Origin of the sequence: Aliagarivorans taiwanensis DSM 22990 (genome assembly GCF_000429505.1) — a bacterium.
Taxonomy (GTDB): Bacteria; Pseudomonadota; Gammaproteobacteria; order Enterobacterales; family Celerinatantimonadaceae; genus Aliagarivorans; species Aliagarivorans taiwanensis.
This window is the reverse complement of the sequence record NZ_AUBZ01000021.1, coordinates 23,746-47,457: the sequence shown is the minus strand read 5'-3', so window position 1 is coordinate 47,457 and position 23,712 is coordinate 23,746. Positions and strand designations below refer to the sequence as shown.

Here is a 23,712-nt window from a genome sequence, read left to right as displayed (position 1 = left end):
AAGGCGCCTTAGGCGCCTTTTTCAGTTGGGCCGGGGTCAAAGAAGTAGCAGAAGCGGATCTCTTTGGGCTGATAGTTCTTGAGCAGGTTCTTGGAGATTTGATCGACTTTTACCGACTTATCCACTTTCACTTCACCGTCGGCGAGTGCGAGCAACTCGCCGTCGCCAAAGTTGGCATCGGCTTGTAGCATGATGACGACCGGGCGCAGTTTGTCTTTAGGGTTGCTTGATTGCACCAAGGCGTACTCGCCATTGCTTAACTGCACAAAACTGCCGGGTGGGTAGATCCCCATCACCTTCAGCAGGGCTTCAATCACGAACTTGGCGTATTTCACATCGGCATGCTTGTAGATGTAGGCGAAGGCCTCTTGTGGGGTGACCGGCTTTTGGTAGGGAAGGGGGTGGCAAAGGTGCTCAAACTGTTCGACCACCGCCAAGATCTGGGTGAGTACATCGGCAGCAACCAATTTGCTATGGGCCGGATAGCCGCTGCCGTCTAAGCATTCGTGATGATTAAGAATAATCGGCAGGATCTCCTTAGGAAATGACCCCGCTTGCTTGACGGCCTCCAGACTGAACTTGGGATGGCTTTGGAAAAAACTTAATTCAGAGCCGCTCAAGGGCTGGGGCGATTTGCGGATCTGCTTGGGAACCTTTAATTCGCCGATATCATGGCAAAGCGCTGCCAATGCCAGGGTTTGACACTGCTTCTCATCGATATTCAGTTGCTTGGCGGTCAAGCAACTAAGCACCGCAACGTTCACGCTGTGCATAAACAGGTCTTCGTCTGCTTGACGATCGATGCACAAGTACACGGGCACTTGTTGCTTGTTTTGGTATAGCGGCGCCAAGGTCTTGTTGACGTTCTCAAACAGTAAAAAGTAGGCTTGCTCAGGTTGGCTTTTAAATGCAGTAAGCGCTTGGCGGAAAGCGTCGGAGCTAACCTGATGCGCTTTGGCGGCGCGGCGTTGATTGGCGCGAATTTCTTTTTGCCATCGCGCGTCGTCATCAAGCTCTTTAACCGCTTCTTTTGGCGTGTCGAGGGTATCCAGCTCGGCGTGGCTATCTGGCACTGCAACGTCGGATTTTTCCGGGATCACTTCAATATCATTAAGCTCAAGGCCTTTTAACACCGTAAGCTGTTCTGCGTTCTTAATCTTAAAGTTATTGCGCATAAAGGGGTGGGAGGTCCACCCCATGGGCAGGCAGATATAATGCCCGATTTGCAGCTCATTGAGTTTTAGTGACTTCCGTGTCATTAGCTATCCGTTAAGGACCGTTAGTTGTTTGCCGGACGCTGACAAGCGACATAAGCAATGCAATCAATTACACTTTGCATCCGGCTAACAAGTTGTTAGTTAAACTATATTTTAACATAAGAACGAGAACTTACGTTGATGCAAGAGATCACATTAGCAATAACTGGGGCGTCAGGCGCACCTTATGCACAGCGCTTACTTGAGTCTTTACTCACAACCGGCCATAAAGTGCACCTTTTGCTATCAAGCGCTGCCAAGGTGGTAGTGGCGACGGAGTTGGCCGAGCCTTGGCCAAACAACAACGATAAGTTGCGCAGTTACCTGTGCGCGCGTTTTAATGTTGATGAGCAACAGCTGGAGATCCCCGGCAAAACCGATTGGTTCTCCAAAGTGGCTAGCGGTTCGTCTTCACCGAAGCAAATGGTGGTTTGCCCTTGTAGCATGGGGACCTTGGCGGCGGTCGCCCACGGCATGTCTGACAACCTTATCGAACGCGCGGCAGATGTGGTGATTAAAGAGAAGGGGCAGTTGGTATTGGTGCCGCGAGAGATGCCTTTCTCGGCGATTCACTTAGAGAACATGCTTAAACTGGCACGCTTGGGCGTGGATATCATGCCAGCGTGTCCGGGTTATTATCACCAGCCGGAATCGATAGATGACCTGGTCGACCATGTTGTGGCACGCGTGATGGATCACCTAAATATCGAGCACAGGCTATCTAAACGCTGGGGCTATCAACAATAAAGCCGGCGTTAGCCGGCTTTACTTGCAAGTGATTGCTTGAGCGCTTACTTCTTGTTTTCGCAGTCTGCTTTGCTGCAGTTACCGTAGAGGTAGAGGCTGTGGTTGGTAAGCTCGATGCCATTAGTCTGCGCCACCTCACGCTGGCGGCTTTCAATGGTATCGTCACTGAATTCGATTACCTTGCCACAATCTAAACATACCAAGTGGTCGTGGTGTTTTTGACTGCTCAGTTCAAACACGGACTTACCGCCTTCAAAGTGATGACGGGTGACGATGCCCGCATCGTCGAACTGGTTAAGCACCCGGTATACAGTCGCTAGGCCGATTTCCTCTCCTTGGTCGAGCAGGCGTTTATAGAGGTCTTCAGCACTTACATGCTGGTTGCCTGGAGACTGAAGTAAGTCCAGGATCTTCATTCTTGGAAGAGTGACCTTAAGGCCTGCCTTTTTTAGCGCTGCATTGTTATCTGGCATAACGGTTGTATTGATCCCTTGCTTGTTTAGCAAATGCTTATAAGTTTGCACGTAGTATATGTGCTTCCAACCGAAACATAAACGCCATTGGCAAATTCTTGTGTTGCGAACGGTTTTTGTTTAGGCTTTTGCCTTACTGGTCGTACCACATGGAAGGGTTAGCATGGTTCAAAAGCTCCTCTCAAACCCCGGCGTTGCCAAATTAGCGCTCAATCTCTGGCCACCATTCTGGGGATCGGGTATCAAAATCAAGCGCTTATCTAAAGACTTCACACATTGCGAAGTGGCGCTACGTTTTAGCTGGTGGAACAAAAATGCCAACCGTAGCCAGTTCGGTGGCTCGATGTTTGCGATGACCGATCCTATTTACCCGCTGATGTTAATGGCCATTTTGGGCTCGCGTTACCACATCTGGGACAAGTCGGCCCATATCGACTTTATCAAGCCGGGCATGGGGAAACTCTACGCACGTTTTCATATTGAGGAGCGCTTTGTACGCGAAGTGCGCATGGCTACCGAGGCTGGGGAGAAGTTTAACCCTAAGATGGTCTGCGAGGTGGTCGATGAACAGGGTGAGGTTGTCGCGCGTATCGAGCGCACTTTGTATATCCGCTTGAAGCGCCGTTTTAGGCCCGCCCAAGTAGAGGCGGCATAACAGGGAAGGCGCTATTGTAAGGCAGTTAGGTTTTCGCGATAGCGACGCATCACCTTTTCAACGTAGTTTTGTGTCTCATTAAATGGTGGGATCTGATTGCCGTAGCGCTTAACCGCATTCTCGCCTGCGTTGTAGCCCGCTAAGGCCAACGACAGTGAATCAAACTCATCCAACAGCCAACGCAGGTACTTCGAACCTGCATCGATATTCTGTTCAGCCTCAAACGGGTCACTCACTGAGAATCGCTTGGCGGTTGCTGGCATCAGTTGCATTAGGCCCATTGCGCCAGCGCGCGATACCGCATCCACTTGATAGTTTGACTCTACTGCGATGACCGCATGGATCAGTGCTGGATCTAAGGCATAACGTACCGCGCTCTTTTGGATGTACTGATCGTAGCCAAGTTTTTGGCGTGACGGCGCAGGGGCCAAGCGCGGCGCTTGGAAGGTTGCGCCCGAAGGCGTGCGCATCAATAGCTGCCACTTATCGCTTTTGCGGGTCTGGGAGAAGTGCATAACCCCCCGTTCATCTTGAAAATACCAAACATCTGCAGTGGCTGCAGAGGACAATAAGAGTAGGGCGGTGGCACAACGTGCGCTGTAGGATAATTTGCTCATGGTTAAATTAAAGCAAAAATAAAGCCGGATTGACCGGCTTTATTGAGAGATTATTAAGTGCTTTTTAAGTAAGCAAGGGTTTAGCCTTCCAGCTCGGCCAAGCACATCTCTTCGTATACCTGTGCACACCAAGCTTTAACCCGCGCTTCGGTCAGCTCTGGCTGGCGGTCTTCGTCGATGCCAAGACCCACAAAGTGGTTGTCATCGGCCATCGCTTTGGACTCTTCAAAGTCGTAGCCTTCGGTAGACCAGTGACCGATAACGGTGGCGCCTTTTGCTACCACTATATCATTCAAGGTGCCCATGGCGTCCAGGAAGTACTCAGCGTAGTCTTCTTGGTCACCACAGCCGAAGATCGCAACCAGCTTTTCAGAGAAGTCGATTTGCTCTAGCTCTGGGAAGAAGTCATCCCAATCACACTGGGCTTCGCCGTAGTACCAGGTAGGGATACCAAATAGGATCAACGAAAACTCGTCGATTTCCTCTTTGGTCGACTTGGCAATATCTTTAATCTCTACCAGTTTTTTACCAAGTTCTTTTTGAATCATTTGCGCGACAGCTTCGGTGTTACCGGTGTCACTGCCAAAGAAAATGCCAACACTCGCCATAGTTATACCTGTATTCAGTGTTAAGGTGTTTCGTTGAGAAGCGAAACTTGTTGAGTAAGAATATCAGCAATCAACTCGCTGCGACTAAGACCTGAGTCAGTTGCCAGTTGGTTGAGCTGCTCAAACAGTTCACTATCCACTTTTAGTTCGATGCGCTTAAAGCCGTTTTCCCGATCTCGCTGGATCTGCTTACGCTTGTTCGCGCGAAGCTGATCTTTACGACTTAGCGGATTAGTACGGGGACGACCGACACGCTTTTCATTAGAAAATAGATCGATTGTAGTTCGATCGCTGCTCTGTTTTGCCATATACAATAAAAAACTTGCTGCTAGCCAACACCGGCACCTTGCCAGAATACCTGTATCAACCCTTTAGCAATGAAACCTGCACAACCTAAGAAAAGCACCAGCCATACCACCGCACGGCCAAATAAAGGCACATTGCCTTTCTTAAGTACATCTTGGATAGCCATGCCGATAAAAAAGAATAGAACGACCAGACCAAGGTTTAGACCCCAAGCCTCGAAGGTATCGATATATTGCGCGAGCATGACCATCCCTGTTCATAAATATGCGGCGCACTATAGCACAGCGCCTGAACCATGTTAATTTAGGCTGTGCAAAAAACGCTCGGTTAAACGATTGAAAATGTCAGGTTTTTCAGCGTGTAGCCAATGGCCGGTCTGTTCGATGATCTTCAAGCTAGCATGGGGGAAGATCTGCGCGACCTGCGGCTGGTACTTTGCCTCTATATAGTCAGAACGTGCGCCCTTAATAAACAGGCAAGGCCCCTCGTATCTGCCCTCGACCTGCCAGTCGATAATCTGCGGATAACAACGACGCAATTCGTTTAGGCGAAACAGCCAGCGCCAGCCCTCTGGCTCTTTGGAGAGTGACTTAAGTAGAAACTGCCGAACGCCCGGCTCTTGAACATGCTGCGCCATATACTGTTCGGCGTCGCGGCGGCTGGTGATCTGGCCCAAGGGCACCGCATGCAAGCCATCAAACACTGCCTGATGGCTATGTTGGTAGGCCACCGGCGCGATATCGGCGACAACCAGCGCCTTCACTCGCTCGGGGGCTGTGAGCGCAAGCGCCATCGCCACCTTACCGCCCATCGAGTGGCCCACAATACAGCAGCGCTCGATAGCGAGTTGGTCGAGTAGGGAAGCCAAATGTTTCGCTTGGGTTGCAAAGCACATATCGTCGCTGGTGGGGGAGTGGCCATGATTGAGTGCATCGACGCTGATGACTTGATATCCCAATTGAACAAGGTGTTTTGCCAGTAGTGCCAGATTCGACAAGCTACCAAAGAGTCCGTGGTGCAGAACCACCGGTTCCCCTTCACCAAGGATCTGATAATGAAGTGACAACGTTTTCTCCCTGCGCTTGTGAAATCAAGCGCTTAATTTGCAATCTATCTCAGGTGAGTTCTTCTCGGCCATATGTATAATAGCCGCAAGACGATGTTACGAAACAGAAGAAACAATGAAAACTATAGAAGTCGATGATGACCTTTATTTCTATATCGCAGGGCAAACCCGATACATCGGTGAAAGCGCTTCAGACATTCTGCGTCGCCTGCTAGATGTGGATGCGCCGCAAGACGCTAACGCCATACAGCAAGCCCAAGAGAGTGTTGCAGAACAAGCCGCTGTTGAGCCTGAAACGGCCGAACAACTAGCAGAGCAAGCAGAGCAAGCAGAGCAAGCAGCGCAAGCAGAACAGGTAGAGGCTGTAGCGATTGAGCCTGCCCAACAGCCGGTTGCTAGTGCAACGCCTGCGCAAGCCTTCGATGCGCTGCAAGAGATTGCCGAGCTGCGCAGCTCTACCAAACGCTTTTTGGCGCTAATGTCTCGCCTGTACGCCTATGACGCCGACAAGTTTGGCGCGGCCACCGAAATTAAAGGCAGCAAACGCATCTACTTTGCGACTTCTAAAGAAACGTTGTTGGAAACCGGTAAAACCACCAAGCCTCAGGCAATTCCTGAGACCCCTTACTTCGTGATTACCAATACCAACACCGATAGAAAACGAAAAATTCTGTCACAGGTAGCCGAGCAAATGGGCCTTGCCCAAGCAAGCTACCAGGATCTGGTCGATCTTATTTAATTTCTAACTTCAAGGAAGCGGAGAAGCCAACATGGCACTACACCCACAGGCTGGAAAGCCAGCTTTGCCTTCACAACTTGCTGATATCCCTCGTCTGGTTGCTGATTACTACCTGTTAAAACCCGATGTTAGCGTACGCGAGCAGCAAGTAGCATTCGGTACCTCAGGACACCGCGGCACCTCAGCCAACAAGGCCTTCAACGAAGACCATATTCTGGCGGTAAGCCAGGCCATCGTTGAATACCGTCAGTCGCAAGGCATCGATGGTCCACTGTTTATCGGTAAAGACACCCACGCGCTGTCTGAGCCAGCATTTTGCTCAGCGCTGGAAGTGTTCGCGGCAAATGGCGTAAAAGTGCGTTATCAAGAAGGCTCTGGCTACACTCCAACGCCGGTTATCTCGCACGCCATTTTGACCTACAACGAGGCTAACAGCGATCAAGCCGACGGCGTAGTGATTACCCCTTCACACAACCCACCAGAAGACGGCGGCTTTAAGTACAACCCACCAAACGGTGGCCCGGCTGACTCCGATATCACCACCTGGGTGCAGAACCGTGCCAACCAAATCCTGGCGGAAGACACCGGCGCAATTAAGCGCGTGCCTTACGAGCAGGCATTGGCCAGCGATGGCATTGAGTCTTACGACTACATCACGCCATACGTTGACGATCTGGAAAACGTACTCGACATGCAGGCGATCGCTAAGGCTAAGGTGAAAATCGGCGTAGATACCCTCGGCGGTAGCGGCGTGGCCTTCTGGCCTGCGATTGCTGAGCGTTACGGCCTGGATATCGAGGTGGTAAACGATCGCATCGACCCGACCTTCTCGTTTATGACCGTTGATAAAGACGGCAAGATCCGTATGGATTGCTCGTCGCCTTACGCCATGGCGGGTCTGATTGCACTAAAAGACAAGTTCGACGTGGCTGTGGGCAACGACCCTGACTACGATCGCCACGGCATCGTTACTAAAAGCAGTGGCTTGCTCAACCCTAACCACTACCTGGCTGTTGCTATCAACTATCTATATAGCAACCGCGAAGGTTGGTCAGCCAATGCCGCTATTGGTAAGACCCTGGTATCCAGCTCTATGATTGACCGCGTAGCGGGCAAACTGGGGCGCGAGCTAAAAGAAGTACCCGTGGGCTTCAAATGGTTCGTAGACGGCTTGTTCGATGGCGGCATCGCCTTTGGCGGTGAAGAGAGTGCCGGGGCCTCGTTCCTGCGCCGTGATGGCAAGGTATGGAGCACCGACAAAGACGGTATCATTCTGGCCTTACTCGCTGCCGAGATCATCGCGGTAACCGGTAAAGATCCGGGTGAGCACTACCAAGCCTTTGTGGCTGAGTTCGGCGAGCCGGTATATCGCCGCATCGATGCGCCTGCAACCATCGAGCAAAAAGCGGTTCTGAGCAAGCTGGACCCATCGATGGTGGAAGCGGAAACCCTGGCTGGCGAGCCGATCATTGCCAAACTGACCAAAGCACCGGGGAACGATGCTGCGATTGGTGGCTTGAAGGTGGTGACCGAGAACGGTTGGTTCGCTGCTCGCCCATCAGGTACCGAGGCTATCTATAAAATTTACATGGAAAGCTTTAAAGGCGAACAGCACATCCAACTGATTGAGCAAGAAGCGCAGAAAATCGTTGCCGATGCCCTTGCCAAAGCCTAACGCTAATCTAAGCTAGATATTAAGGAGCCTTATGGCTCCTTTTTTATTGCGCTATAAAAATCTCAATGGACGGAGATTGCTATTGAGCAACTATTTTAGATATTAAACAGGGAAGCGTTTTCAAACTGTTCGCTTTGTAATTGTTCTGTCGTGTTAATCGCTTATGGTCGGATACAAGTGGTGTAAATACCCCATGTTTTCTAGCGCAAAGTGGTTCAAAAACCGACAATTACCCCCTAAAACATTTGACGTTGATCAACCTGTGAAAAATTATTTCAAATGAAATCATTTTCAAGATCTGGGCTTTTCACTGGATTTATTTACACTGTGTCAGCGTTAAGAGGCAAGGACTGTAAGTCGCTTATTTTTAAGCCTGCTTTATCAATTCATAAAGCTGCTGTCTCAACAAATTTTTGCTTGCACGGCGGGCTAGTCCCAAAATCGGTTAACACCGTGTAGGCAACAAAACGTCGTCAAAGGTTAGACATAAAGGAAAAGACTATGGCCGCTAAAAAGGCACAAGCCAACTCTCTTGGCTTAAGCAAGAAAGAGTTTAAAGACTCTATCGTTCGCCATCTGCGCAGCACCTACGGCACTGATGAAAGTCGCGCTAACGACCAAGCATGGTGGAAAGCGACCTGCTCAGCTGTTAACGAACTTATCTTCGAGCGCCTGACTCAAACTTCAAAAGCCAACGCTGACAACGACTCGCGTGCGGTTCACTATCTTTCTCTAGAGTTCTTGATGGGTCGCTTGACCGTTAACAACCTGCACAACGTAGGCGTTTTCGAAGCAGCACGTGATGCACTGAGCGATCTGGGCAAGGACATCAACGACGTATGTGATGAAGAGCCTGATATGGCTCTGGGTAACGGTGGCCTGGGTCGTCTGGCTGCTTGTTTCATCGATTCTCTAGCTACCCTGAACTACCCAGCGGTTGGCTACGGCATCCACTACGAGCACGGCCTGTTCCGTCAAGAAATCCAAAACGGTCGTCAGATCGAGCGTCCAGACAGCTGGCGTGAATACGGCAACCCATTCGAGATTTGCCGTCCAGAATCTGTACAAGAAGTTCCACTATACGGTTACGTAGAGACCGTATTCGGTGAAGACGGCAAGATGCGCAAAGTGTGGCACGCTGGCCGGAAAATCAAGGGTGTGCCATGGGATATCCCAGTAGTTGGCTACGAAGCGAAAACTGTAAACGTACTGCGTTTGTGGGAATCTAAAGCAGCTGACTTCTTCGATTGGGATGTATTCAACGCCGGTGGTTACATCGACTCTCAAGCTGAGAAATCTCAAGCTGAAGCGGTATCTAAAGTACTGTACCCGAACGATGAAACCGAAGCGGGTAAAGAACTGCGTCTGATTCAGCAGTACTTCTTCTGTGCATGTTCTTTGAAAGACATCATCCGTCGTTACAAGCGTAATCACACTGATTTCTCTCAGTTCTCTAAGCAAGCCGTTGTTCAGCTGAACGATACTCACCCAACCATCGCTATCCCTGAACTGATGCGCATTCTGATCGACGAAGAAGGCCTACAGTGGGACGAAGCGTGGAAAGTATGTTCAGAGACCTTCGCTTACACCAACCACACTCTGCTGCCAGAAGCACTAGAGAAGTGGGCTGTATACCTGTTCGAGAAAGTACTGCCTCGTCACCTGGAAATCATTTACGAAATCAACCGTCGCTTCCTGGAAGACGTGGTTGAAGCTAAATGGCCTGGCAACGACGAAATGAAGCGTCGTCTGTCTATCATCGAAGAAGGTGAGAGCCGCATGGTTCGCATGGCGTTCCTGTGTGTAATCGGCAGCTTCAAGACCAACGGTGTTGCAGCAATGCACTCTGAGCTGGTTAAAGAAGACTTGTTCCCAGAGTTCTACGAAATCTGGCCTGAGCGTTTCGAGAACGTAACCAACGGTGTAACTCCACGTCGCTGGCTGCTGGCTTGTAACGAAGAACTGGCGTCTATGTACACCGACCTAGTGGGTGACCAATGGCCACGTGACCTGAACCTGCTGAGCAAAGCCAACGAGTTCGCTGACGATGCTAAGTTCCAGAAGAAATTCATGGACATCAAGCACACTAAGAAGGTTCAACTAGCCAAGGTTATTAAAGACCTGTGTGATGTAGAAGTGGATCCATCTGCTATCTTCGATATCCAAATCAAGCGTCTACACGAGTACAAGCGTCAGCAACTGAACCTGATTCACATCATGGCTCTGTACCGTCGTCTGCTGGAAAACCCAGACCTGGATATGCACCCACGTGTATACATCTTCGGCGCGAAAGCGGCTCCGGGTTACAAGCTGGCTAAAGACATCATCTACGGCATCAACAAAGTAGCTGACAAGGTAAACAACGATCCTCGCATCAAAGGCAAGCTGAAAGTTGTATTCCTGCCTAACTACCGCGTAACTCTGGCTGAGAAACTGTTCCCAGCGGCTGACGTATCTGAGCAAATCTCAACTGCTGGTTACGAAGCTTCAGGTACCGGTAACATGAAGTTCGCTCTGAACGGTGCCCTGACTCTGGGTACTATGGACGGTGCAAACGTAGAAATCCGTGAAGAAGTGGGCGATGACAACATCTTCATCTTCGGTATGGACTGTGACGAAGTGAAAGCTGCCAAGGCTGCTGGTTACAACCCATGGGATTACTACTACAGCAACCCTGAGCTGAAAGCTGTTCTGGATTGGTTCGACACTGACTTCTTCACCCCGGGTAACCCTGGTGAGCTGTCTTCTATCAAGCACAGCCTGCTTGACGGTGGCGACCCATACCTGTGTCTGGCTGACTTCGAATCTTACTCAGACGCGAACAAAGCTATCGATGCGGCTTACCGCGACCAGAAAGGCTGGGCGCGCATGGCAATCATCAACTCAGCGTCTGTTGGTAAGTTCAACTCTGACCGCTCGATTGAAGATTACGTAGAGCGCATCTGGCACTTGGAAAAAGTAATTCCTGCTTAATCACTGATTAAGTAAGCAATCGATAAAGAGGAGCATCATGCTCCTCTTTTTTTATGCGCGCTGAAGCCGCATACTGTTGATGCTCGAGCCTTAAATTAATCTACACAATTAGCCCGAGTAATTGATATCACAAGGAAGTAACACCGTGCATTCAACCAGCTTTGATTTTCTGGCGCATAGCCAGCAGGGCAATCCTTTGCCTGATTTTTCCGTAGAGCAACTGAGTATTAGCCAGAGCGCGCCGGGGGTAGTGCAGGTTCTGCCGCATGGCACAGAGCATTATCGCCGTGCCGTCGTCATCTCGGCTGGCGTGCATGGCAATGAAACCGCACCGATCGAATGGCTTAATCGATTTTGCGAGCAAATCGTGACCGGACAAGTTGCGGTGACCCAGCCATTGTTGCTTATTTTGGGCAATTTACCTGCCATCGAACAGGGCTGCCGCGAGACCTCGGTGAACATGAATCGCTTATTCTGCGGTGCCCATCAAGACTACCCGCAAAGCTACGAAACCCTACGCGCTGCAGAGCTAGAGCAGCAAGTGGCGCAGTTTTTTGCGCGCTTTAGTCATTTGCAGCCTTATCATTTTGATATGCACACCGCTATCCGCGCCAGCAAGCATGAAAAGTTCGCGGTCTATCCCCATGGGAACGAGCTGTTGGTGACCGAGCAGCTGGCGTTCCTACAAAGTTGTGGGATTTATGCGGTACTGTTTTCCAACAAACCGACCACTACCTTTAGCTATCACAGCGCTAAAAACCACAGTGCGTTTGCCTATACCCTTGAGCTGGGGCGCGTAAATGACTTTGGTCAGAATGATTTGAGTCGACTACAGCGCTTTGATGCGGCCATTCAGCAATTGCTTAGTCAGCCGCAGCAGCCGCGCCTCGATTTTGATACCCACCGCGCCTATGTCTATCAGGTCACCGAAGAGCTGACCAAGCTTGCCGACGATTTCGAGTTCACCTTTGACGATCAGCTGGCTAACTTCACCGAATTTAGCGAAGGGGCGATTATCGCCAAGCAAAATGGCAAAGCCACACGGATCGAAGGTGGCGCTCGCGGCGTAGTCTTTCCTAATAGCCACGTGGCCTTAGGTCATCGCGCGGCGCTGTTGGTGAAACGGGTTGAAGAGCTTGAGCTTAAGGTGCTGAAAGCCCAAAGCAGTAGCACCTTACCCTAAGCTTTTTGTCAGTAAATTTTGTCAGCACTTGTTGTAAGAAGAACCAGCGAATGAAAGTTAAGTACGTGCTGGGTTTCACATGGTACAATCCAGCGAGTTTTCAATAGATTGAAAGGGACAATGGAGTGATGATCCCGCGATTAACGCCTTCAGATGCGCTAGAGACGCGCTATTTAGAATATCTCTCAAAGTTAGAACAATCCGCCTTTAGCGGTGATATCGAAACTACCTACAGCAGTCGTTTGGCAGTGGCAACGGATAACTCTGTCTACCAGTACCTGCCACAAGCGGTGGTCTATCCGCGCTCGACGGAAGACATTCAGCAGATCGCCCGGATTGCCTCGACCAGTCGTTTCACCGACATCAAACTGAGCCCGCGCGGTGGTGGCACTGGCACCAACGGGCAATCGCTAACCGAAGGGATTGTGGTGGACTTGTCTCGCCATATGAACAAGGTACTGGAGATCAACGTTGAGCAGCGTTGGGTGCGGGTACAGTGCGGTATTGTTAAAGACCAACTTAATCAAGCGCTGAAGCAACACGGCTTGTTCTTCTCGCCCGATCTGTCCACCAGCAACCGCGCCACCTTGGGTGGCATGATCAATACCGATGCCTCAGGGCAGGGTTCATTGGTATACGGAAAAACCAGTGATCACGTGTTGTCGGTTACTGCGGTACTCGCCAACGGCGAGCGTATTGATACCGCGCCGGTGGCCTTAGATAAGATCTCCTCGCTGCATGCGGCCAGTCAGCGCCTTTACACTGCTGCGGTTGAGGCCTGTGTGGATCAGCGTGCGCTGATTGAGCAACGCTTTCCCAAGCTAAACCGCTTCTTGACCGGTTATGACTTGAAGAACGCCTATGATCAAGATGATCAAACCATCGATCTGACCCGCTTGCTATGTGGCTCAGAGGGCTCACTGGCCTTTATCGGTGAAGCCAAGCTCGATCTAACGCCAATCCCTAAGCTGCGCTCGCTGGTTACGGTTAAATACGACTCCTTCGATTCAGCCTTGCGCCACGCTCCTGCGCTGGTTAAGGCCGATGCGTTATCGGTGGAAACCATCGACTCCAAGGTGCTGAACCTGGCCCGTGAAGATGTGGTCTGGGACAGCGTAAAGGCACTGATCACCGACCTGCCTGATGCCGATATGCAGGGCATCAATATCGTTGAGTTCGCCGAAGACGACGAGGCTAAGCAGCAGCAAAAGATCGCCGCACTTACCGAGCGCCTCGATGCGGGCAACGAGAAGGGCGTAATTGGCTATCAGATATGCCATCAGCTTAGCGAGATCAACGCCATCTACGGCATGCGTAAAAAGGCGGTGGGTCTTCTGGGTAACGCCAAAGGCTGGGCCAAGCCGATCGCTTTTGCTGAAGATACTTGCGTGCCACCGGAGCATCTGGCGGATTACATCGTGGAGTTCCGCGAGCTGCTTGATAGCTACGACCTTAACTACGGCATGTTCGGCCACGTGGACTCGGGCGTGCTGCACGTTCGCCCGGCGCTCGACATGTGCGATCCCGAGCAGGAACGCCTGCTGCGCAGCATCTCCGATAAGGTGGTGATGCTGACTGCCAAGTACGGCGGCCTGATGTGGGGCGAGCACGGTAAGGGCTTCCGCTCAGAATATAGCCCCTCGTTCTTCGGTGAGGAGCTGTTTAAAGAGTTGCGTCGAATCAAGACGGCCTTCGATCCGCACAACCAAATCAATCCGGGTAAGATCTGTACGCCGTTTAACAACAGCGAGCAGCTCGTCTCAGTGGATGGCACCAAGCGCGGCGCCTATGACCGGCAAATCCCGATTGAGGTGCGCGACAGCTTCAACACCGCGCTCGAGTGTAACGGCAATGGCTTGTGCTTTAACTACGATCTGGACTCGCCGATGTGTCCATCGTTTAAGGCCACCGGCGATCGCCGCTTCTCGCCGAAAGGGCGGGCAGGCTTGGTGCGCGAGTGGCTGCGCCAGCTAGAAAAGCTCAAAGTTGACCCGCTGGTGCAGGAGAAAAAGCAGCAGCGTTTCACCGTTCACCCAGAGACCTGGCTGCTACGCCTGCGCAACAGTATGGCGCTGCGCAAAGGCAACTACGACTACAGCCACGAGGTCTATCACGCCATGCAAACCTGCTTGGCCTGTAAAGCTTGTACCACCGCGTGTCCAATTAAAGTGGATGTGCCAAGCTTCCGCGCCCGCTTCCTAAACCTCTACCATGGCCGCTACCTGCGTCCGCTAAAAGACTACTTTGTTGCCTATGTAGAGAGTTATGCGCCGCTGATGGCCAAAGCGCCCGGCCTGTTCAACGCCATGATGAGCCCAGCCTGGCTCAATGGCTTGATTGAGAAGAGCGTGGGCATGGTTGATATCCCTCGCTTAAGTGCGCCAGCGCTGCGCAAACGGGTGCCTAAAGTACTCAACGACAAGCAAACCTTGAAGATGCTGCGTGGGCTGAGCGACGAGCAACGCCAGCGCACCGTGCTCCTAGTACAAGACCCATTCACCTCATACTACGAGGCGGACTTGGTGGAGCGCTTTGTACAGTTCTGCGCCAAACTGGGCTACCACTGTGTGTTGCTGCCATTTAAGCCGAACGGTAAGCCGCAGCATGTGAAGGGCTTCTTGGGTAAGTTTGGCCGTACCGCTAAGAGCACTGCAGCATTTTTAAACACCGTGGCCGAACTAGATCTGCCTATGGTTGGGTTAGAGCCTGCTACGGTGTTGTGTTATCGCGACGAGTACAAAGAAGCGCTTGGCGATGCGCGCGGCGACTTCGAGGTACAACTGCCGCAAGAGTGGCTGGTGAATGCCTTACCAGAGGAGGCGCAGAGCGTCGAGCAAAGCGAACAGCCGTGGTACTTCTTCCCACACTGCACCGAGACCTCCTTGCATGCCGATGCGTTCAAGCAATGGCAGCTGGTGTTTAGCCACTTCGGCCAACGCCTTGAGAAGGTCACCGTCGGCTGTTGCGGCATGGCGGGCACCTATGGTCACGATGCCAAACAGGTCGAGACCTCGAAGGAGATCTATCGCAGCAGTTGGCAGGTCAAGCGCGAACAGCTACCGGCCGAACGCTGCGTGGCCACCGGCTATTCCTGTCGCAGTCAGACCAAGCGCATGGAAGGCGATAAGATGCAGCATCCGCTGCAAGCCTTGCTGGAGCATGCGCTGGGTAATGCCGCTAAAACGGTCGAATCTGAGCAGGAGCAAGCGGCATGAGTATCTGGGCCCAACCAGTCAAACTCGAGCAGCTCAATGCCATGAGTCAGGGCAATATGCTCGGTCATCTGGATATCACCTTTACTGAGGTGGGCGACGATTACCTGTGTGCCGAGATGCCGGTGACAGCCAAAGTGAAGCAACCCATGGGTCTGCTGCATGGTGGTGCCAGTGTCGTGCTGGCTGAGAGCTTAGCCAGTTGCGCTGCCTACCTTACAGTGGAGCAGGGCGGCGCTGTGGTGGGCTTGGAAGTTAACGCCAACCATATGAAGGCCGTGCGCGATGGCGTGGTGACAGCGAAAGCCAAGCCGCTATCGATGGGGCGACAAGTACAGGTGTGGCAGATCGATATCTTTCAACAGCAACAGCAGGTCTGCGCGGCGCGTTTAACCACCATGATTAAACAGCCTGCCGTTAGTGCCAGTTAGGGGCAAATCTCAGGTTTACTAACTCAAGTTTATTAAGACAGGCCGCAGTACCAAAACTGCGGCCTTTTTTGTGTCTGCGTTGCTGGTGCGCAAAGTCGATATCAGCACCAAACTAGTTGAAGCTTTTCTTACCAACATATCTAGACAAGTGGCCTTGTGATGGCTCTGTTTATGGACAAAGTACCAGTAGAACAGGGGCTTGCTCGATTTTACACAAGTATGATATCGGTGCTTGGGTGTCATATTTATGTCAATTTACCTCCATGAATAGTTCATAGTTGCCCGCCAAGATGCTGTTAGTTCAAGCAGCAAGGCAGCAACATGGAAGCGATTATTCAGGTCAAAGGACTGAGCAAAACCTTTGGCGACAAACACGCGCTCAAAGATATCAACCTTGATATTACCAATGGCAGCATGACCGCTTTACTCGGTCCCTCTGGCTCAGGCAAGTCTACCTTGTTGCGCCACCTCAGTGGCTTGGTCTATTCCGACAAAGATCCCGCGGCGCAGGTGAGTGTGCTTGGCAGCCAAGTACAAGCTGGCGGTAAAGCCAGTAAGCAGGTGCGCCAATGCCGCGCCCGCGCCGGTTACATCTTCCAGCAGTTCAATCTGGTCAATCGACTCACTGTTATGACCAACGTATTGGTTGGCGCACTGAACCAAACGCCTTGGTGGCGCACCTTAAGTGGCCAGTTTACCCGCGAGCAGCAAATGCGCGCTTTGCAGGCCCTTGAGCGAGTGGGGATGGCGGCCTTTGCCCAGCAGCGGGTGTCGACCTTATCCGGGGGTCAGCAGCAGCGGGTAGCGATAGCCCGTGCACTGATGCAAGACGCCAAGATCATCTTCGCCGACGAGCCGATTGCATCGCTCGACCCCGAGTCATCACGGATCGTGATGGAGCTGCTTAAAGACATTAATCAACGTGAAGGGATCCCTGTGATTGTGACCCTTCATCAGGTCGATTACGCGAAAAGCTACAGCGACCACATTATCGCTCTGCGCGCCGGTGAAGTGTTCTTCGACGGCCCCAGCGAACAGTGCACCCAAGAGGTGCTCGATTCTATCTACACCAGTCAATCTCAAACACCCCAGGCAACGCAACCAGTCGGTATCGGTGGCGTAGGTTTGGGTCAACAACCTGCGTATAACAACTAAACGGAGTTAACCAACATGTTATGCAAGTTTAAGAGGGTCCTTACTCAACTGGCTATGGTAGCCGCAGTCAGCAGCGCACCAGCCATTGCCGACGAACAGCCACTTGAGAAGATTAACTTTGGGATCATCTCAACCGAGTCACAGCAAAACCTGAAAGCCGCCTGGCAAACCTTCCTTGACGATATGGGCGAAAAGCTCGGCGTTGAGGTAAAAGCCTTCTTCGCACCTGACTATGCCGGCATCATTCAGGGCATGCGTTTCGACAAGGTGGATGTAGCGTGGTATGGCAACAAATCTGCCATGGAAGCAGTGGATCGCGCAGGCGGTGAAATCTTCGCCCAAACCGTTGATGCATCCGGTAACCCGGGTTACTGGAGCTTGCTGATTACCCACAAAGACAGCCCCATCAACTCGGTAGAAGATATGATCTCAGCCCGAGGCGACCTGAGCTTTGGTAACGGCGATCCAAACTCTACCTCTGGTTTTCTGGTGCCTTCTTACTACGTATTCGCACAAAACCAAATCAGCCCATCTGATTTCAAACGTTCGGTAAACGCCAGCCACGAAGTCAACGCCTTTGCGGTAGTGAACAAGCAGGTGGACGTTGCCACCAATAACACCGAAAACGTGGCCCGCTTTACTGCCAACAACCCTGAGAAAGCGGAAGACCTGAAAATCATTTGGAAATCACCGCTGATCCCTTCCGATCCCATCGTATGGCGCAAGAATCTGCCTGTTGAGACCAAACAAGCGGTGTACGACTTCTTTATGAGCTACGGCAAGTCAGGTAACCAAGCGGAAATCGACGTACTTGCGGGCCTTGACTGGGCACCCTTCAAAGCCTCTAGCGACCTGCAACTGCTGCCTATCCGCCAGTTACAGCTGTTCAAAAACCGCAGCGTGATTATGAATAAAGCCGACCTGAGCGACGCAGACAAAGCGGAGCTGGACGCCATCGACGCCAAACTGGCTGAGCTGAATCGTCAAATGGCTGCGTTGGATGCAATGAACGCAAGCTAAGCCTGCCGCTAGTTAGCCGCAACAAACAAGGGGCAGGGCGCAAAGCCAAGCCCCGCTGATAAGGAAAAGATGTACATGGAAGCGAGTCAAAAGCAGCTGCTGGAGCACCAAGTCCCCCAGCGTATCAGTCTGCTCACATTCACCTCAATGCTGGTTCTCGTGGCCGTACTGGTGTGGTCTTGGTATGGCGCCGAAATGGACCCCGGTCAGCTGATCCGCGATGCCGGCAATATGGCCGAGCTCGCCGCCGACTTTGTGCCACCGGATTTCTCACTGTGGCAGCTCTATCTGGAAGAGACCATCGTCACCATCCAGATTGCTGTGTGGGGAACCGCGCTCGCCGTGGTGTTCTCGATTCCCTTTGGTCTGCTGTGCGCTGACAACATTGTTCCAGCCTGGATCTATCAACCGGTACGCCGCCTAATGGACGCCGCCCGCGCAATCAACGAGATGGTGTTCGCCATGTTGTTTGTGGTGGCGGTTGGCCTAGGGCCGTTTGCTGGCGTACTGGCCTTGTTTGTCCATACCACCGGGGTGTTGGCCAAGCTGTTCTCAGAAGCGGTGGAAGCCATTGACCTTGGCACCGTCGAAGGTGTCCGGGCGACCGGTGCCAACAAGCTCGAAGAGATCGTCTATGGCGTGATCCCTCAAGTGTTACCGCTGTGGATCTCATTTATTTTGTACCGTTTCGAGTCCAACGTTCGCTCGGCGACAGTAGTCGGAATGGTGGGGGCTGGCGGGGTAGGTGTACTGCTGTGGGAGGCTATCCGTGGTTTCCAGTTCCAGCAAACCGCAGCAATCATGCTGGTGGTGATCATCACCGTTAGCGCCATCGACTTTATGTCGCAAGTGATCCGCAAGCGCTTTATCTAAGCGCTTTTTTTGCGGCAACTTGTCTAGACAAGTTGCCGGTTATGGCCAACGAGGAGCGAGCAAGTGGCTGTCTACATGAATATCGCCAAAGAGCTGGAAAGCGAGGTACTGCAAGACTACCGTCCGGGCGATTATCTGCCATCGGAGTCCACCTTAGCCGGACGATTTGCGGTGAACCGCCATACTGTGCGGCGGGCGGTGGATGAGCTGGTGTCACAGGGCTTGGTGCTGCGCCAGCAAGGCAAGGGCAATATGGTGCTGTCGCGTCCAGCCGATTATCTGCTGCATTCCGGCGCCCATTACACCGCCAACGTACTAGAGCAGGGTAGCCTGCCACGCTGCGAGGTGTTGCAGTCGCGCACCATAAAGGCCTCCGAGCGGATAGCCGAGCGCCTAGGCGTAAGCTGCGATAGCAAGATTATCCATATCCGTACCTTCCGTCGAACCGACGGCGTACCGCGCGCGCTTATCGACCACTACTTTGCGGATATGAGCTGGTGGCCGGTGCTGAAACACTTTAAGTGCGGCTCATTACACGCCTTTATCAACAAAGAGCTCGGCGTCCAGTTGGTGCGCAAGCAAACCCGGGTAAGGGCGCAAATTGCCAGCCCCGAGATGTGTCGGCAGCTACAAATCAATCACAGCATTCCGGTGTTGAAAATCAACACCATCAACCTGATCAAAGACACCCAGATCGTCGCTGAGCATTCGTGTTCTAACACCCGCTCTGATTTCGTCGAACTGGTAATGGAGCACTAGATGAGTCAACTGAAATCACGCGCCCGCTGGATGTCGGTACTGGCCAAAGCCGACTTTGCGCAACTGCAGCAGTGTTGGACAGAGCTGGAACTACAGCCCGATTACACCGTGGTGCGCGCACCGGAAATCGGCCTGGCGCAGGTGCGCGCGCGCATTGGCAGCAGTGGCCGCCAATTCAATATTGGCGATGTCACCATCACCCGGGCTGCGGTAAGGCTGAACAACGGCACCCTGGGCAGTAGCTACCTGCAGGGGCGCAATAAGGCCCATGCTGAGCTGGCGGCCTTGCTCGATGGCCTGTTGCAGCAACCCAAGTATCAATCCCTGTTGACCGAGCAAGTGATCGAACCGTTAGAGCAAGCCAAAGAAGCGGCAGATGCGGCGCGCGCCGAGCAAGTTGCCACCAGCAAGGTGGACTTCTTCACCATGGTGCGAGGCGAGGACTAAACCGTGGGGCATTTAAAGCAAACACTAAGGATTTCACCATGACACAAACCTGTATTACTGAAGGCATGCGTGATGTTGTTCACCACTCTCAGGCCTGTTTTCGCCAGGTGCTAACAGCCTTGTCTGAGCCGGGCAGTCGCCACACCTTGGGGCGACATGCCGGCTTTGGCGATATGAGCGCCGCCGCCAGCGAGGTAGTGCTAAGCCTGTGCGATGGCAACACGCCGTTGTGGCTATCACCGCGCTTGGCGTCGCAAGCCGAGATAGGCGCAAACCTGCACTTTCACTGCGGGGTAAATCTGGTCGACGAGACCCACGCAGCCAGCTTTGTGGTGATAGGCCGGGGCGACCATGGCGATTATGTGGCCAAGGACTTTGCCCTCGGCTCTGAGGAGTACCCGGACCGCAGCGCCACAGTGATCATCGAGGTCGATCAACTTGATCGCGGATTATCCTTGGCGATTAGTGGCCCGGGCATCTCTGGGCACAAACAAATCTGTTTGGGCGATCTTGATCCTGCGTGGCTCAACGCGCTGCGCGAAGGACGCTTTCCCTTAGGGCTGGATCTGCTGTTTGTCGCAGGCGACCAGCTATTGGCTCTACCAAGAACCACCGTTGTCGAGGTGTTAGCATGTACGTAGCAGTAAAAGGGGGTGAGCAGGCAATTGCAGCCGCACACCGCTTACAGGCGCAAAAGCGCCGGGGCGATAGCCGCATTGATGAGCTGTCAGTGGCGCAGATCGAGCAGCAACTGGCCGGTTCGGTAGATCGGGTGATGACTGAGGGCGGTATCTACGACAAGCAACTAGCGGCACTGGCAATCAAGCAAGCTGCTGGCGATTTGGTGGAGGCAATCTTCTTACTACGCGCTTATCGCACTACCTTGCCGCGCTTGGCTGTATTAGAGCCGGTAGATACCGCTGCAATGAAGGTGGAACGACGCATCTCGGCGGCCTACAAGGATCTGCCCGGTGGTCAGGTGCTAGGGCCAACCTACGACTACACCCATCGCTTACTCGATTTCGCGTTGTTAGCCGAAGACAGCTCCCTACAAAGCGAGAAGGAAAACGAAGAAGCAAACACACAGCAAAGCACAGATTACCGCACGCGGCCCGAGCAAGATTTTGCCCGCTGCCCGCAAGTGATGAGCATGTTGGAGCGTTTGCAATTGGTGGTTGAAGAGCACGACCAGCAGCAAGCGCCCAGCGATGTTACCGAGCAACCGATCGATTACCCTTGCGACCGCAGCGCCCGCCTGCAGCAACTGGTGCGCGGTGACGAAGGCTACTTGCTCGCCTTGGGTTATTCCACCCAGCGCGGCTATGGGCGCAACCATCCTTTCGCTGGCGAGATCCGCTCCGGCAAGGTTAGTTTATTCCTCGACAGTGAGGAGCTCGGCTTTGAGATTGAGATTGGCGAGATAGAGCTGACCGAGTGCCAGATGATTAACGGCTTCGAGGCCAGCGAGCAGCAACGGGCGCGCTTTACCCGTGGTTATGGCCTGAGTATGGGCTTTACCGAGCGCAAAGCGATGTCGATGGCCTTGGTCGATCGCGCCCTGCAATCACGCGAACGTGGCGAAGCGGTCGATGGCCCCGCTCAGGATGAAGAATTTGTACTGGCCCATGCCGACAATGTCGAGGCTGCAGGCTTTGTCTCACACCTGAAGTTGCCCCATTACGTGGACTTCCAATCAGAGTTGGCCTTGCTACGCGATCTACACAAGGCCTACGACCAGCAACTGGCCAAAGCGCCTCAAGCTGAGCCCACCGCTTCACAGGAGGAGCAAGATGACTGAGCAACTTAATAGCGGTTACAACTACGCCTACCTAGATGAGCAAACCAAACGGATGATCCGTCGCGCCATCCTCAAGGCGGTGGCGATACCCGGTTATCAAGTCCCCTTCGGTGGGCGCGAGATGCCGATGCCCTATGGCTGGGGAACCGGCGGGGTGCAGGTCACAGCGGCAATCATTGGCCAACAAGATACCCTGAAGGTGATTGACCAAGGCGCCGATGACACTACCAATGCGGTATCCATTCGCGCCTTCTTCGAAAACGTCGCGGAAGCCGCTACCACAGAAAAAACCGCCGAGGCGAGCATTATCCAGACCCGCCACCGCATCCCGGAAGCGCCGTTGGCGAGTGAGCAGATTTTGGTGTATCAGGTACCAATCCCTGAGCCGCTGCGCTTTATCGAGCCGCGCGAGACCGAGACCCGCAAGATGCATGCCCTGGAAGAGTACGGGATTATGCAGGTCAAGCTCTACGAAGATGTTGCCAAGTATGGGCATATCGCCACCGCTTATGCCTATCCGGTCAAGGTGAACGGCCGCTACATTATGGACCCGTCACCGATTCCCAAATTCGACAATCCCAAGATGGATAACTCGCCTGCGTTGCAACTGTTTGGTGCTGGGCGCGAGAAACGCATCTACGCCATTCCGCCCCATACCGAGGTGCAGAGCCTTGAGTTCGATGACTACCCCTTTGAAGTGCAGCGTTGGGATGAGCCCTGCAGTATCTGTGGTTCGACCGAGTCCTTCCTCGATGAGGTGGTTATCGATGACCAAGGGGGCAGTGTGTTTATCTGTTCTGACACCGATTACTGCCGCGGCCAGCAGCAGAGCAACAAGCCGCTAAGTAGTGACGAGGAGCGCCCACAATGACAGCGATGAATTCAGTCATCTCAAAATCTGGTCCCGTTCAGCAAAAGATCCACGGCCAAGCCGACCGCCCACTGCTGGTGGTGGACGCACTGAGCAAGCTCTATGCACCGGGCAAGGGCTTCAGCGAGGTCAGTTTCGATCTCTACCCCGGAGAGGTGCTGGGGATTGTCGGTGAGTCTGGCTCGGGCAAGAGTACCTTGCTGCAAGCCTTGTCGGGGCGCCTTAAACCAGACGCAGGTTCTGTTTTGTATCGCGGTACTGTAAAAGGTGATCAAGGCGATCAAATGAATGATCTCTATGGCATGCCCGAGAGTGAGCGCAGGCGTCTGCTGCGCACTGAGTGGGGCGTGGTCCACCAACATCCTATGGATGGGCTGCGGCCCCGCGTGTCTGCCGGTGGCAATATTGGCGAGCGACTAATGGCCAAGGGCCTTAGCCACTATGGCAGTATTCGCGAACAAGCACTGCGCTGGCTGTCGGATGTGGAGATCGATCAGGGGCGGGTAGATGATATGCCGACCACCTTCTCCGGTGGCATGCAGCAGCGCTTGCAGATTGCCCGTAATCTGGTCACTCATCCCCAGCTGATTTTTATGGACGAACCCACCGGCGGCTTGGACGTATCGGTACAGGCGCGCCTTCTCGATTTGCTACGTCGCTTGGTCAACGAGCTAAACCTGTCGGTGATTATCGTCACCCACGACCTTGCGGTAGCGCGCCTGTTGGCCGATCGACTCATGGTAATGAAACAGAGCCGGGTGGTCGAATCAGGGCTCACCGATCAGGTGTTAGACGACCCACAACATCCCTATACCCAACTATTGGTGTCTTCGGTTCTTCAAAATTAA

The 23,712-nt window shown here is 52.9% G+C and carries 23 protein-coding genes and 1 pseudogene; 17 read left to right on the top strand and 7 right to left on the bottom strand.

Annotated features, from left to right (window positions below; all coding sequences use genetic code 11):
* Positions 1-8: 8 nt before the first annotated feature.
* Entirely contained in the window at positions 9-1,259 is a 1,251-nt protein-coding gene (locus tag G462_RS0111315; protein ID WP_026959087.1) for a cyclic di-GMP phosphodiesterase, read from the bottom strand.
* Between the two features lie 138 nt (positions 1,260-1,397).
* Between G462_RS0111315 and G462_RS0111310 the strand changes: the two genes are divergently transcribed.
* Entirely contained in the window at positions 1,398-2,003 is a 606-nt protein-coding gene (locus G462_RS0111310) for a flavin prenyltransferase UbiX (RefSeq protein ID WP_211234215.1), read from the top strand.
* Positions 2,004-2,047: 44 nt separating this feature from the next.
* Here the strand turns inward: G462_RS0111310 and fur are convergent, their stop codons facing one another.
* Positions 2,048-2,476, bottom strand: a complete 429-nt coding sequence (gene fur, locus G462_RS0111305; RefSeq protein ID WP_026959085.1) for a ferric iron uptake transcriptional regulator — start codon at positions 2,474-2,476, stop codon at positions 2,048-2,050.
* Positions 2,477-2,639: 163 nt separating this feature from the next.
* On the opposite strand from fur, the gene G462_RS0111300 reads away from it, so the two are divergent.
* Positions 2,640-3,131 carry a DUF4442 domain-containing protein gene (locus tag G462_RS0111300; RefSeq protein ID WP_026959084.1) on the top strand — a complete coding sequence of 164 codons (492 nt, stop codon included), beginning with the start codon at positions 2,640-2,642 and terminating at the stop codon, positions 3,129-3,131.
* Positions 3,132-3,142: 11 nt separating this feature from the next.
* On the opposite strand, the gene G462_RS0111295 is transcribed toward G462_RS0111300, so the two are convergent.
* The 5 genes from G462_RS0111295 to G462_RS0111275 form a co-directional block, all read right to left on the bottom strand.
* Positions 3,143-3,748 (bottom strand): lytic transglycosylase domain-containing protein, encoded by a 606-nt coding sequence (locus G462_RS0111295; RefSeq protein ID WP_026959083.1) that lies wholly within the window; start codon positions 3,746-3,748, stop codon positions 3,143-3,145.
* Positions 3,749-3,828: 80 nt separating this feature from the next.
* Positions 3,829-4,356: a flavodoxin FldA gene (fldA, locus tag G462_RS0111290; protein ID WP_026959082.1), complete on the bottom strand. Its 528-nt coding sequence runs from the start codon at positions 4,354-4,356 to the stop codon at positions 3,829-3,831.
* Positions 4,357-4,376: 20 nt separating this feature from the next.
* On the bottom strand, positions 4,377-4,664 hold the full coding sequence (gene ybfE, locus G462_RS0111285; RefSeq protein WP_026959081.1) for a LexA regulated protein: 288 nt from the start codon (positions 4,662-4,664) through the stop codon (positions 4,377-4,379).
* Between the two features lie 20 nt (positions 4,665-4,684).
* Positions 4,685-4,906 carry a DUF2788 domain-containing protein gene (locus G462_RS0111280; RefSeq protein ID WP_026959080.1) on the bottom strand — a complete coding sequence of 74 codons (222 nt, stop codon included), beginning with the start codon at positions 4,904-4,906 and terminating at the stop codon, positions 4,685-4,687.
* A 54-nt stretch (positions 4,907-4,960) separates the two neighbouring features.
* Positions 4,961-5,728, bottom strand: a complete 768-nt coding sequence (locus G462_RS0111275; RefSeq protein ID WP_026959079.1) for an alpha/beta fold hydrolase — start codon at positions 5,726-5,728, stop codon at positions 4,961-4,963.
* A 115-nt stretch (positions 5,729-5,843) separates the two neighbouring features.
* Between G462_RS0111275 and G462_RS22590 the strand changes: the two genes are divergently transcribed.
* From G462_RS22590 to phnK, 15 genes and pseudogenes are all read left to right on the top strand, one after another.
* Complete coding sequence (locus G462_RS22590; RefSeq protein ID WP_051326701.1) at positions 5,844-6,467, top strand: hypothetical protein; 624 nt, start codon at positions 5,844-5,846, stop codon at positions 6,465-6,467.
* A 31-nt stretch (positions 6,468-6,498) separates the two neighbouring features.
* Positions 6,499-8,142, top strand: coding sequence for a phosphoglucomutase (alpha-D-glucose-1,6-bisphosphate-dependent) (gene pgm, locus G462_RS0111265; protein ID WP_026959078.1), 1,644 nt, complete (start codon positions 6,499-6,501; stop codon positions 8,140-8,142).
* Positions 8,143-8,643: 501 nt separating this feature from the next.
* Positions 8,644-11,115, top strand: coding sequence for a glycogen/starch/alpha-glucan phosphorylase (locus G462_RS0111260; RefSeq protein WP_026959077.1), 2,472 nt, complete (start codon positions 8,644-8,646; stop codon positions 11,113-11,115).
* A 145-nt stretch (positions 11,116-11,260) separates the two neighbouring features.
* A complete protein-coding gene (gene astE / locus G462_RS22585) occupies positions 11,261-12,298 on the top strand; it encodes a succinylglutamate desuccinylase (RefSeq protein WP_051326700.1) in 1,038 nt (345 codons plus the stop codon).
* 128 nt (positions 12,299-12,426) lie between these two features.
* Entirely contained in the window at positions 12,427-15,513 is a 3,087-nt protein-coding gene (gene ydiJ, locus G462_RS22580; protein WP_051326699.1) for a D-2-hydroxyglutarate dehydrogenase YdiJ, read from the top strand.
* Positions 15,510-15,941 (top strand): hotdog fold thioesterase, encoded by a 432-nt coding sequence (locus tag G462_RS0111245; RefSeq protein ID WP_026959076.1) that lies wholly within the window; start codon positions 15,510-15,512, stop codon positions 15,939-15,941. Before ydiJ ends, G462_RS0111245 begins: the two co-directional genes overlap by 4 nt.
* Positions 15,942-16,262: 321 nt before the next feature.
* Positions 16,263-17,096, top strand: a complete 834-nt coding sequence (phnC, locus tag G462_RS0111240; RefSeq protein ID WP_026959075.1) for a phosphonate ABC transporter ATP-binding protein — start codon at positions 16,263-16,265, stop codon at positions 17,094-17,096.
* 15 nt (positions 17,097-17,111) lie between these two features.
* Complete coding sequence (gene phnD, locus G462_RS0111235) at positions 17,112-18,116, top strand: phosphonate ABC transporter substrate-binding protein (RefSeq protein WP_026959074.1); 1,005 nt, start codon at positions 17,112-17,114, stop codon at positions 18,114-18,116.
* Positions 18,117-18,191: 75 nt separating this feature from the next.
* Positions 18,192-18,989: a phosphonate ABC transporter, permease protein PhnE gene (phnE, locus tag G462_RS0111230; protein ID WP_026959073.1), complete on the top strand. Its 798-nt coding sequence runs from the start codon at positions 18,192-18,194 to the stop codon at positions 18,987-18,989.
* Positions 18,990-19,049: 60 nt separating this feature from the next.
* Positions 19,050-19,748 (top strand): annotated as a pseudogene (phnF, locus tag G462_RS0111225) (phosphonate metabolism transcriptional regulator PhnF); the annotation flags it as partial.
* Complete coding sequence (phnG, locus tag G462_RS0111220; RefSeq protein WP_026959071.1) at positions 19,749-20,195, top strand: phosphonate C-P lyase system protein PhnG; 447 nt, start codon at positions 19,749-19,751, stop codon at positions 20,193-20,195.
* A gap of 38 nt (positions 20,196-20,233) precedes the next feature.
* Positions 20,234-20,836: a phosphonate C-P lyase system protein PhnH gene (gene phnH, locus G462_RS0111215; protein WP_035477530.1), complete on the top strand. Its 603-nt coding sequence runs from the start codon at positions 20,234-20,236 to the stop codon at positions 20,834-20,836.
* On the top strand, positions 20,827-21,993 hold the full coding sequence (locus G462_RS0111210) for a carbon-phosphorus lyase complex subunit (protein WP_026959069.1): 1,167 nt from the start codon (positions 20,827-20,829) through the stop codon (positions 21,991-21,993). Before phnH ends, G462_RS0111210 begins: the two co-directional genes overlap by 10 nt.
* Positions 21,986-22,864, top strand: a complete 879-nt coding sequence (locus G462_RS22575; RefSeq protein ID WP_051326698.1) for an alpha-D-ribose 1-methylphosphonate 5-phosphate C-P-lyase PhnJ — start codon at positions 21,986-21,988, stop codon at positions 22,862-22,864. Before G462_RS0111210 ends, G462_RS22575 begins: the two co-directional genes overlap by 8 nt.
* Complete coding sequence (gene phnK / locus G462_RS0111200) at positions 22,861-23,712, top strand: phosphonate C-P lyase system protein PhnK (RefSeq protein WP_342664479.1); 852 nt, start codon at positions 22,861-22,863, stop codon at positions 23,710-23,712. Before G462_RS22575 ends, phnK begins: the two co-directional genes overlap by 4 nt.

Bases quoted from the DNA above. Each gene is read 5' to 3' on its own strand.
- fur (WP_026959085.1), bottom strand. From the start codon at position 2,476: ATGCCAGATAACAATGCAGCGCTAAAAAAGGCAGGCCTTAAGGTCACT.
- G462_RS0111210 (WP_026959069.1), top strand. From the start codon at position 20,827: ATGTACGTAGCAGTAAAAGGGGGTGAGCAGGCAATTGCAGCCGCACAC.
- G462_RS0111310 (WP_211234215.1), top strand. From the start codon at position 1,398: ATGCAAGAGATCACATTAGCAATAACTGGGGCGTCAGGCGCACCTTAT.
- G462_RS0111295 (WP_026959083.1), bottom strand. From the start codon at position 3,748: ATGAGCAAATTATCCTACAGCGCACGTTGTGCCACCGCCCTACTCTTA.
- phnE (WP_026959073.1), top strand. From the start codon at position 18,192: ATGGAAGCGAGTCAAAAGCAGCTGCTGGAGCACCAAGTCCCCCAGCGT.
- G462_RS0111280 (WP_026959080.1), bottom strand. From the start codon at position 4,906: ATGCTCGCGCAATATATCGATACCTTCGAGGCTTGGGGTCTAAACCTT.
- phnC (WP_026959075.1), top strand. From the start codon at position 16,263: ATGGAAGCGATTATTCAGGTCAAAGGACTGAGCAAAACCTTTGGCGAC.
- G462_RS22575 (WP_051326698.1), top strand. From the start codon at position 21,986: ATGACTGAGCAACTTAATAGCGGTTACAACTACGCCTACCTAGATGAG.
- G462_RS0111315 (WP_026959087.1), bottom strand. From the start codon at position 1,259: ATGACACGGAAGTCACTAAAACTCAATGAGCTGCAAATCGGGCATTAT.
- ybfE (WP_026959081.1), bottom strand. From the start codon at position 4,664: ATGGCAAAACAGAGCAGCGATCGAACTACAATCGATCTATTTTCTAAT.
- phnH (WP_035477530.1), top strand. From the start codon at position 20,234: ATGACACAAACCTGTATTACTGAAGGCATGCGTGATGTTGTTCACCAC.
- phnK (WP_342664479.1), top strand. From the start codon at position 22,861: ATGACAGCGATGAATTCAGTCATCTCAAAATCTGGTCCCGTTCAGCAA.
- phnD (WP_026959074.1), top strand. From the start codon at position 17,112: ATGTTATGCAAGTTTAAGAGGGTCCTTACTCAACTGGCTATGGTAGCC.
- G462_RS0111260 (WP_026959077.1), top strand. From the start codon at position 8,644: ATGGCCGCTAAAAAGGCACAAGCCAACTCTCTTGGCTTAAGCAAGAAA.
- fldA (WP_026959082.1), bottom strand. From the start codon at position 4,356: ATGGCGAGTGTTGGCATTTTCTTTGGCAGTGACACCGGTAACACCGAA.
- ydiJ (WP_051326699.1), top strand. From the start codon at position 12,427: ATGATCCCGCGATTAACGCCTTCAGATGCGCTAGAGACGCGCTATTTA.
- G462_RS0111300 (WP_026959084.1), top strand. From the start codon at position 2,640: ATGGTTCAAAAGCTCCTCTCAAACCCCGGCGTTGCCAAATTAGCGCTC.
- G462_RS0111245 (WP_026959076.1), top strand. From the start codon at position 15,510: ATGAGTATCTGGGCCCAACCAGTCAAACTCGAGCAGCTCAATGCCATG.
- G462_RS22590 (WP_051326701.1), top strand. From the start codon at position 5,844: ATGAAAACTATAGAAGTCGATGATGACCTTTATTTCTATATCGCAGGG.
- phnG (WP_026959071.1), top strand. From the start codon at position 19,749: ATGAGTCAACTGAAATCACGCGCCCGCTGGATGTCGGTACTGGCCAAA.
- pgm (WP_026959078.1), top strand. From the start codon at position 6,499: ATGGCACTACACCCACAGGCTGGAAAGCCAGCTTTGCCTTCACAACTT.